We start from the raw sequence: 6,657 nt of genomic DNA on the forward strand, positions 1-6,657 counted from the left end.
CATGGAGTTACCCCTAGCTGGCGTGAATATGGTGTGACTCGTGCCATTATTTCTTTACCTCATGCGCCTAACCGAAGTCATGCAAAGGGACGGGGCCAGTTGGCGAAAAGGTGCTGCGTTGAACGACCGAACTACAAATTTAACCGAGTTGGCTCTTATCAGATTTTAAGCATTAACTACCACTGGGATTTCAGCCGCAGAAGTACGAAGAGCATATGAATATTTATTAACGATAGGCTGTAATTTATTTTCCAACAGGTGTGATAGTGCTACTACGAGCATAAGTTTAGCGAATAATGCTATATAAATATTGGTAATAAATGGAATATGAAGCCATAATATAGGAAAATGTACACAATACAATGCATACGAAATAGAGGATAATTTGGCAAAAGGCACAAATACTGTTTTTAAATAAGTGAGTTTATAAATATGGTAAAAATGAATACTCCCTACACACAGAAAAGCAAATGCGAAATGTCGAAAAACGATAAAGGGATAGTCTGTTAAATTACTCACCGACTGTGTTGCTTGGTAAGCTGTTATGGCTGGTATAGCCGTCAAGCAAAGCATAACAAACAAGCTGACATAAAGTGGCAGCATATTTTTCCAGTTGAAAGAAATCTGCTTGACATACATCTCTCCCCATGCCACGCCTACCCACCACATAACCAAATAGGTGAGTACAAGAAGAAGATGATTAGGGAATAATAAATAGAAAATATAAGCTACAAAAGATAAAGAAAGTACACTATATACAGAAGGTCCTGTATAATAAAATTTCATTTTGTTCAGCAAGGTAAGGACAGGAAGAAATAGCATATAAAACCACCATTCATACGACAAAGACCAGAGTGCGTGATTTTTTAAAAAAGGCTGAATAACTCCGCCCGGTTTATCTGGCGTATCCTGAAGCATCAATAAGTTTCCTAAAAAATTACCAGTGTCTTTCGAAGAAAATGATTCACCGTTACACAAAGCAACGAGCACGGATAAGCCGAGAGTAGCAAGGAATATGGGATATATTCTGAAGAAACGTTTATAAAAGAACGTGCGAATATCTTGCTGAGATGATTTATAGGTAGCAATACAGATAACAAAGCCCGACATCAGGAAAAAGACAATAACAGCTTCTTGTCCGAAACGGAAGGGCAGCCTAAGCAGGGGATGAAGTGTTTGCTTGAGTGTAGTGAAGCCAATGAAGTGGTGAATAACCACATACAATGCTGCAAAGCCGCGAATGGCCTCTAATAGCTCCAATTTCTCTGCTGGTTGCCGGGTAGTGCTTAGCATAATGCAAGGCAATAAGTATAATACAGAATAAGGGATAGAAACCCCTTGTATATAAGCGGGCCGATATTACGTAAATTTTCTTGTTTTACGGCGTTTAATGAGTGATTTATAGCAACACTGGTAGGTTTTGCTTATATAAGATAAACACAATAACGTGTCTTGTAAATTAGGTAGAAAGGAGCCTGTATTACTTCTTAAGTAAGTCACATTATAGCTGCGTGAGTTTGTGCCGTTGTTCTAGAAGCATAGAGTTGCTATCAAATTGGTGAATAACACTGAGTATATCACATCTCCCCATGTAAGCATTCCAGCGCCAAACCACACCCTACGTCGTACCTTCGTAAACTCCCTACCTCCGCCGGAAACCAAACCCCCGGTGCTGGCTGTTTACCGCTCTATGGCCCAAGACTCCTTGCAAGTAGCCGCCCCCGCGGCCGATCCTATCGACCAGCTCGACCCGCGCGACTTTATTCTGATTAAGAATGCGCGGGTTCATAACCTCAAGAATCTCAGCGTGGCACTGCCGCGCAATAAGTTTATCGTTGTCACGGGCCTGTCGGGTTCGGGCAAGTCTAGTCTGGCGTTTGACACCTTGTATGCCGAGGGGCAGCGCATGTACGTGGAGAGCCTAAGCAGCTACGCTCGCCAGTTTCTGGGCCGCATGGACAAGCCCGACGTAGACTACATCCGCGGCATTTCGCCGGCCATTGCCATCGAGCAGAAGGTCAGCATCAAAAACAACCGCTCCACGGTGGGCACCAGCACTGAGGTATACGATTATCTTAAGCTGCTCTTTGCCAGGGTAGGGCGCACGTACTCGCCCGTGAGCGGCGCGCAGGTGCGCAAGGACAACGTGGCCGATGTGGTGGACTACCTCTTCACCCTACCCGACGGCACCCGCCTGACGCTGCTAGCCCCGCTACTACCTTCGGAGGAGGGTAGGCCCATGAGCAAGGAGCTGGATTTGCTGCTGCAAAAAGGCTACTCGCGGGTGGTGGTGAAGGGCGAAACCGAGTTCATCGAAGACCTAATCGGGGAGGGCAAGCCCGAGGTGCAGGGCGACGTGTACATCATGATTGACCGCGCCGTGATTCGGCATGGTGATGAGGATTTGCAGTTCCGCCTGTCCGACTCGGTGCAAACGGCCTTTTTCGAGGGACATGGCACATGCATCGCGCAGTTTGACGCCGAGCGGCGCACCTTCTCCGACAAATTCGAGCTGGACGGCATCGTGTTCGAAGAACCGAACGTCAACTTTTTCTCCTTCAATAACCCCTACGGCGCCTGCAAAACCTGCGAGGGTTTCGGCTCGGTATTGGGCATTGACGAGGATTTGGTGATTCCGGATAAGTCGCTGACGGTGTATGAGGGTGCCATTGCCCCCTGGCGCACCGACAAGCAGAGTGAGTGGCTGAAGCCCTTGTTGAAAAACGGTATCCGATTCGATTTCCCAATTCACCGGCCCTACAACGAGCTGAGCGAGGCCGAAAAGCAGCTGCTCTGGAAAGGCAATAAGTACTTTGATGGTCTGGATAAGTACTTTAAATGGGTGTCGGAGCAGACGCACAAGATCCAGTACCGCGTGCTGCAAAGCCGCTACCGGGGCCGCACCACCTGCCCCGACTGCCGCGGCACGCGCCTGCGCCACGATGCGCAATACGTCAAAATCGACGGCAACAGCATCACCGACTTGGTGTTGCTACCCATCTCGGAAGCGGTGCAGTTCTTCAATAACCTCAACCTAACCGAGCACGAGGCCAAGGTAGCCGAGCGCCTGGTGACGGAGGTAACCAACCGCCTCAGCTACCTGAATAGGGTAGGGCTGGGCTACCTCACCCTCAACCGCCTCAGTAGCACGCTGTCGGGTGGCGAATCGCAGCGTATTTCGCTGGCTACCTCGCTGGGTTCGGCGCTGGTGGGCTCCATGTATATTCTGGATGAGCCCAGCATTGGCCTGCACCCCAAGGATGCCGAGCAGCTCATCGGCGTGTTGCGCTCCTTGCAGAAGCTAGGCAACACGGTAGTAGTAGTGGAGCACGAAGACAAGATGATGGAGCAGGCCGACCAGATCATCGACATTGGGCCGGAAGCCGGCTCGGGTGGCGGTAAGCTGATGTTTCAGGGCACGTACGAGGAGATTTTGGAGGACGATACTACCTACACTGGGCGCTACCTCAGCGGCCAGATGGCGGTGCCGGTACCCAAAACTCGTCGCCCCTGGCGCAATGCGCTGGAAGTGACCGGCGCCCGCGAAAACAACCTCAAAAACGTGTCGGTGAAGTTTCCGCTGAACGTGATGACGGTGGTAACGGGCGTGTCAGGCTCGGGCAAGTCTACCCTGGTGAAGCGCATTCTGGCGCCGGCCGTGCTCAAGCAGCTGGGCGGCGGCGCGGGCGAAGCCACTGGCAAGTTCGACCGCCTGATGGGCGTGCAGGGCCAAGTGTCGCACGTGGAATTTGTGGATCAGAACCCCATCGGCAAGTCATCGCGCTCCAACCCGGTGACGTACGTGAAGGCCTATGACGCCATTCGCAGCCTGTTTGCCGATCAGCCGCTGAGCAAGGCGCGGGGCCTGAAACCTTCGCACTTTAGCTTCAACGTGGAAGGCGGGCGCTGCGAAGTGTGTCAGGGCGAGGGTCAGGTGAAGATTGAGATGCAGTTTATGGCTGATATCTACCTGACTTGCGAAGCCTGCAATGGCCACAAGTTCAAGCAGGACATCCTGGAAATCAAGTACAAGGAAAAAGGCATCGACGAAATCTTGGAAATGACGGTGGAGGACGCTGTAGAGTTCTTTGCCGATCAGCCCAAGATTGTGGAGCGTCTGCGCCCGCTCAACGATGTGGGCTTGGGCTACATTCGCCTGGGGCAGTCGGCCAATACGCTTTCCGGTGGTGAGGCCCAGCGCGTGAAGCTAGCCTCGTTCCTGACCAAAGGTGCTACCCTTCAGCAAGATAAAATTCTGTTTATTTTCGATGAGCCCAGCACCGGCCTGCACTTCCACGACATCAGCAAGCTGATGACGGCCCTAAATGCGCTGGTGGAACAAGGCAACTCGGTGCTCATCATCGAGCACAACATGGACATCATCAAGTGTGCCGACTGGGTTATCGACCTCGGCCCCGAGGGCGGCACCAACGGCGGCCACCTACTCTTCGAGGGTACGCCCGAGGAAATGGTGAAGCTGAAAGATACCAACTCCACAGCCCGTTTCCTGGCCGAGAAGCTGTAGCAACCTGTGCCGCACACGCACCCTGCCCGCCCCGAATGGACAACCATTCGGGGCGTTTGCGTATAGCCTCAATTGGCCTCTTGCCCAACACCCTATAACCTGCATTTCCTATGATACCTGCCCACAAAAAGAAAGAGCTGATTGCCTTCATCGAGAAGCTGGAGGACGAAAACGTGCTGACCCAGATTCAGGCGCTCCTGGTAAAAGCAAAAACTGATGCGCAGTCTTCTGCTGCCACATCTGCGGCCGGCCAACCCAAGCCGCATCTGCCTACAAAATAAGCTTGCTGGTCCGGTGCCAATGGAGCCGGGCTAGCAGTTTCCCATACTTAACATTGCTCTATGACTGCACTTTCTACCCCGTTGACCTCACCCGAATCTGCGTTGCCGGGCCGCTTGTGGCGGTGGGCAGCGGCGGCTAGCATCGTTGGCAATATTGCGCTGAACTACGTGTCGCAGGCCTACCCGTTCAATGGGCAGACAAACGGCGCGGTATCCGGCAAGTATCCTACCCTGCTCACGCCGGCGGGCTACGCATTCAGCATCTGGGGCCTGACTTTTCTGAGCTTGCTGGTGTACGCCATCTGGCAACTGTTGCCAGCCCAGCGCCGCAACTTGCTACCCGATGCCGTAGCCCTACCCCTCACGCTGGCCAATGTGCTCACGGGGCTGTGGCTGGTGGTGTTTGCATATGAGCGGCTGGCCCTGAGTGCATTAGTGATGCTGGGTATTCTAATTAGCCTGATCCTGGTATATGGCAGGGCGCGGACATTGGTACTGGCTGGTGAAAGCGCGATGCTCAGCAGCCTACCCTTCGCGCTGTTTCTAGGGTGGATTTCGGTGGCTACCGTTATCAACGTCACGTTGGGCTTGTGGAGCTGGGGGTGGCACGGCGAAGAAAACGTGCGTGTGCTGCTCACGGCTTTGCTGTTAGCAATAGTGGTAGCGCTGGGGTTGCTGGTAGCCTATGCCTTTCGAGAAGTAGCGTTTCCGCTGGTGGCGGCGTGGGCACTGGTTGCCATTGGGGTAGCGCGGCAAAGCGCCTACCCTGAGTTGATGTGGTTGGCCTGGGGCGGCGCGGGGATAGTGGCAGTAGGTGGCATCCTGTTGTCGCGCCGGCGGTTGCAAACGGCGGCGGGGTTGTAGCGGTTGTTCGTTAGTTGTTAGAGATTAGTTGTCAGTTGTTAGGGAGTGGCTGTTAGTTGTTAAAATAGGAATCAGACTAACAACTGACAGCTACTTCCTGACAGCTAACAACAACCCACTAACAACTAACTGATAACTTGCAGGCGAATCTTCAACTCTACGCTCTTTCGCTATGCGCCAAAACATCGTTGCCGGCAACTGGAAAATGAACCTCACGCTCCAGGACGGCCTGGCTCTGGTTTCTGAAATCACTAACATGGTAGCCGATGAGGCCACCGGCTCTGCGGTGCAAGTGGTGATCTGCCCGCCGTTTCCTTTTCTATATAGTGTAGGCAAGCAGCTGCCTCAGGGTAGCAACTTCCACCTGGGCGCCCAAAACTGCTCCGACAAGGAAAGCGGCGCCTACACCGGCGAGGTATCGGGTAAGATGCTGCAATCGGTGGGTGCCGAATATGTAATTCTGGGCCACTCCGAGCGCCGCCAGTATTTCAAGGAAGACGATTTCTTGCTTTCGCAAAAGCTGAAAGCTGCTTTGGCCGCTGGCCTGAAGCCGATTTTCTGCATTGGCGAGTCGCTGGAAACCCGCGAGGCTGAGGAGACCTTCGACTTTATCAGCAAGCAGCTGAAAGATGGTCTGTTTCACCTCTCCAATGAGGAGTTTGCACAGGTAGTCATTGCTTACGAGCCCATTTGGGCCATCGGCACCGGCAAAACTGCTACCAGCGCCCAGGCGCAGGAGGTGCACGCCTTCATCCGCGAGCAGGTAGCCCGCGCCTACGACGCCGAAGCGGCCGAAAATACCACCATCCTCTACGGCGGCTCGGCCAACGCCCAGAACGCCCGCGAATTGTTCTCCCAACCCGACGTAGACGGCGGCCTCATTGGCGGCGCCTCCCTCAAATCGCGTGATTTCACGGAGATTATCAAGTCCTTTTAACTTTCTTCTGTCATCCTGAGCATGTGGCGCATCAAGCCAGTGTCGAAGGA

5 protein-coding genes are annotated in these 6,657 nt (G+C 53.0%); 4 read left to right on the plus strand and 1 reads right to left on the minus strand.

Annotated features, from left to right (window positions below; all coding sequences use genetic code 11):
• Positions 1-165 precede the first annotated feature (165 nt).
• Entirely contained in the window at positions 166-1,293 is a 1,128-nt protein-coding gene (locus KYK14_RS14640; protein WP_219159812.1) for an acyltransferase family protein, read from the minus strand.
• A gap of 397 nt (positions 1,294-1,690) precedes the next feature.
• On the opposite strand from KYK14_RS14640, the gene uvrA reads away from it, so the two are divergent.
• From uvrA to tpiA, 4 genes are all read left to right on the plus strand, one after another.
• Positions 1,691-4,525: an excinuclease ABC subunit UvrA gene (gene uvrA, locus KYK14_RS14645; RefSeq protein ID WP_219159814.1), complete on the plus strand. Its 2,835-nt coding sequence runs from the start codon at positions 1,691-1,693 to the stop codon at positions 4,523-4,525.
• 110 nt (positions 4,526-4,635) lie between these two features.
• The gene (locus tag KYK14_RS14650; RefSeq protein WP_219159816.1) at positions 4,636-4,806 is read left to right on the plus strand and encodes a hypothetical protein; all 171 of its coding nucleotides are present in this window, start codon (positions 4,636-4,638) and stop codon (positions 4,804-4,806) included.
• 60 nt (positions 4,807-4,866) lie between these two features.
• Positions 4,867-5,670: a hypothetical protein gene (locus KYK14_RS14655; protein ID WP_219159818.1), complete on the plus strand. Its 804-nt coding sequence runs from the start codon at positions 4,867-4,869 to the stop codon at positions 5,668-5,670.
• Between the two features lie 172 nt (positions 5,671-5,842).
• Entirely contained in the window at positions 5,843-6,607 is a 765-nt protein-coding gene (gene tpiA, locus KYK14_RS14660) for a triose-phosphate isomerase (protein ID WP_185282357.1), read from the plus strand.
• Positions 6,608-6,657: the final 50 nt, after the last annotated feature.

This window comes from Hymenobacter profundi (assembly GCF_019334315.1).
Classification (GTDB): domain Bacteria; phylum Bacteroidota; class Bacteroidia; order Cytophagales; family Hymenobacteraceae; genus Hymenobacter; species Hymenobacter profundi.

Bases quoted from the DNA above. Each gene is read 5' to 3' on its own strand.
- KYK14_RS14640 (WP_219159812.1), bottom strand. From the start codon at position 1,293: ATGCTAAGCACTACCCGGCAACCAGCAGAGAAATTGGAGCTATTAGAG.
- KYK14_RS14650 (WP_219159816.1), top strand. From the start codon at position 4,636: ATGATACCTGCCCACAAAAAGAAAGAGCTGATTGCCTTCATCGAGAAG.
- KYK14_RS14655 (WP_219159818.1), top strand. From the start codon at position 4,867: ATGACTGCACTTTCTACCCCGTTGACCTCACCCGAATCTGCGTTGCCG.
- tpiA (WP_185282357.1), top strand. From the start codon at position 5,843: ATGCGCCAAAACATCGTTGCCGGCAACTGGAAAATGAACCTCACGCTC.
- uvrA (WP_219159814.1), top strand. From the start codon at position 1,691: ATGGCCCAAGACTCCTTGCAAGTAGCCGCCCCCGCGGCCGATCCTATC.